The following is a 2,898-nucleotide window of genomic DNA, read 5'->3' as shown; positions in this document are numbered from 1 at the left end:
GACGATAGCCATATCAGGCTCGTAAGCCATTTGTTTTCCTGACGGCGCTCACTCCATCGAGATGTGCTCTTATTCGAATGAAACAAGGTGCCGACAGCCATCCTTCAGGCACGGGGCGCTTGGTGCGGAACCGCACAGGAACTTTTCCGACTATCTATCGTTTGGCCACAAGGATCGCACAGGTGCCCCCTCTTGTGACGGGGCCGTACGCCAACTCTTTCTTCCTGTGCGATCCGTCCGTTCCCATTTGCCCCGTTTCGGCGGGGCTCCTTTTTGATACGCGGCGCGCAACGCGCGAGGACGGTCAGGGACGCGGCAGGGTTTGGCGATGAGTCACACGCACGTTCTGCGCCACATGGAGCCGCTTATCACAACAGAGCGATGCGAGCTTTGCGCTACCGGCGCTCTTCCGGGCCCGACAGCCCCTGCGGCGAGGCAGGTTTTCCGCTTATGGGGCTTATGCCGCACTTGGCCTTGGCAGCTTGTCCCGCGCGTTGGAAGAAACGGATTTCTGTGGCGATGCTTTCGCGGAACGGATCGGTTTGGTTGAAGTAGTCGCGGTCCAGACCGAGCTTTGCACCGTGTGCATCGCCTTCGTAATAGGTGCCGAACAAATGATCCCAGATCGGGAAATAATTGGCGAAATTCTTGTCGTGATGTTCCCGCACTCGGGAGTGATGGATGAAGTGGTCGCGTGGTGACTGGATCACGTATTTGCCAAACCAGCCATGCCAGGGAATGGCACTGTGCTTGACCAGACCAATAGCGCCAAAGGTGATGGTCACGACGGCGAATTCGGCCGTTGGCAGGCCGACAAGCAGCGCCGGAACGACCATGATGGCCATATTTATCGCCTTCTCCAGCGGATGCTCCCGCGACGAAGTCAGCGCGTTGAACTCTTCGGCTGCGTGGTGAAATTCGTGCAGCCGCCATAGTACGGGCAGCCGGTGCATCAAGCGATGCTGCCAGTAGCTCAAGAAGTCTGTCAGCACTAGGAACAAGAGAACATGTGCCCAGCCTGGCAGCCTCGCGGCAAGGTCCAGGTGGGGGGCATCCTGAGCCGCGCGGGTGATGGCATAGGACAGACCAAATGATGCGAGCGCCGCGAATAGCGTAATCATACCCGTCGCCTGAAGGACGAAATAGACGATGTCGGTGATTGTGGATTTGCTGCGTTCGAAGAAAACCCGACGGAACCCGGAATTGCCGAACCCCACATAGGTGAGTTCCACCGCGAAAACCGTCAGAACCAGGCCAATGGAAATGGCGAAACTGAACGCCATTGCCCGACCATTCAGATAGTAAGTGTTGTAAAAAAAGTCTCCAAGCTTGTGCAGGCAGTATTCGACCAGCTCCATGGCGCTGCTCCAAAACACGAACTCGTACAGCTTAGTCCTGACGATGCGCTTTTTGCCAGATTGCTCAAAGGACAATCAGGGTGTCCTTTTGATGTATTGCCGGCGGTGGCAGTGCAGTCCCGGGAGGCATGCCGGAGGGTCGAGGAGTATTATGAAATACTGCTGAATTACATGGCCGGCCGAAAAGCTGATAAAAACTCGTCGGGACGGGAACAATAGGCTCCACCGATCGTAGGGGGTCGGGTCGTGCAGAGATTTGATATGGCAGCCACCCTACACTTCAATGTGCGGCCCACCGCAACCCAACTAGCCCCGTCCTACCTAAGGCGGGGCGTTTTTTGACGTTTCGGCCCACTGAGGAACGACTGGTGTGATTGCGCTTATTGCCCCTTCATCTGAGGTTCAGGCTAGATCCCCGAAACTAGTGGAACAGCCCCGACCACAGATCTATGGACACTTTGATGTTTCCAGCGCTGACCTCCCTTTCCGACCATGATATCGAAGTTGTGGTCGATACCGTGACAGAATGGTGCTCTCAGCATCATTGTGACATTCAGAGCAGTCGCGGGCAGCTTGCCCTCACGACGGCTGTCGACGCGCTTCAGAGCTCACCGGGCCGGGACGCACTGCAGCGCCATCTCTCCGAGAAGTTGAACGAGCAATCTTGAGACTGCACTTATATCCGATTGGATGGCCGCTCAGCGCACAGGAGATCTGATTGCGTGGGGTTTGGCAACATCGCCGAGCGGCCTACGGCATGATACAAAATATTAATCTAATTTGGAGTCACTTTGTATTTTGAAATGAAATGGAAAAGATAAATCCCGAGTTGAAAAACAAACCTGGGGAGACTGGGCCTCTAAAAGTATAATTTATTGCAAAAATATGACGCTTGTGCAACGTAGTCATTGCAGCGCAACATGCGTTCGTAGAAAACACCCCATTTTCCTGATCCCCGCTCTCGCGGGGGCTTTTTTCTCCGAAGATGTATACTTGGTATCTAGTGCAAATTTCTTGCATTCAGCGTGTTTATTATCCGGATGAGCTGCGCACCATGCAAATTCGTCCTTTCCATATACGCACATTAGCCTCGCGACTTGCGGGGCTTTTTCCTCCGGCGCCCTATTGCACGGGAACTATTGCCACACAAACGCCGTTATTTGGCTCGGATCGCGTAGATGGAGCCCCCTGTCTCCGCCTGCACACCCCTTGCATTCTACGCGATCCCCTTTCCTGTCTTTTAGGCATCGCTCATTCGTGTGGCAGCGTACTTGGAACGTTTCCGACTAATATGTTGTTTCGCCGTAAGGATCGCACAGGTCGCCCCATACGGGGCAGTCCGCCAACCCAAAATCTCCTTCCTGTGCGATCCGCCCGTTCCAATTGCTGTGTTTCGGCGGGGCTCCTCTTTGATCTTCGTCGTGGAATGACGGAACCTAGCCGGTCCATTTTTTGTTATATCGGCAGGAAAGCACAGGCGTTCCTCCTGTGCGATCCATTAACTTGCCCTGCCTCTGCGGGGCATTTTTTTGATCTGCAG

The 2,898-nt window shown here is 54.6% G+C and carries 1 protein-coding gene; it reads right to left on the bottom strand.

Going from position 1 to position 2,898, the window contains the following annotated elements; genetic code table 11:
• Positions 1–395: 395 nt before the first annotated feature.
• The gene (locus tag FY112_RS16440; RefSeq protein ID WP_151518873.1) at positions 396–1,358 is read right to left on the bottom strand and encodes a sterol desaturase family protein; all 963 of its coding nucleotides are present in this window, start codon (positions 1,356–1,358) and stop codon (positions 396–398) included.
• Positions 1,359–2,898: the final 1,540 nt, after the last annotated feature.

This window comes from Rhizobium sp. PEPV16, assembly GCF_008919455.1.
In the GTDB taxonomy this organism is placed as follows: domain Bacteria; phylum Pseudomonadota; class Alphaproteobacteria; order Rhizobiales; family Rhizobiaceae; genus Rhizobium; species Rhizobium leguminosarum_Q.
Note: the sequence above shows the minus strand (reverse complement) of the source record. Positions and strands in the feature narration are given on the sequence as shown.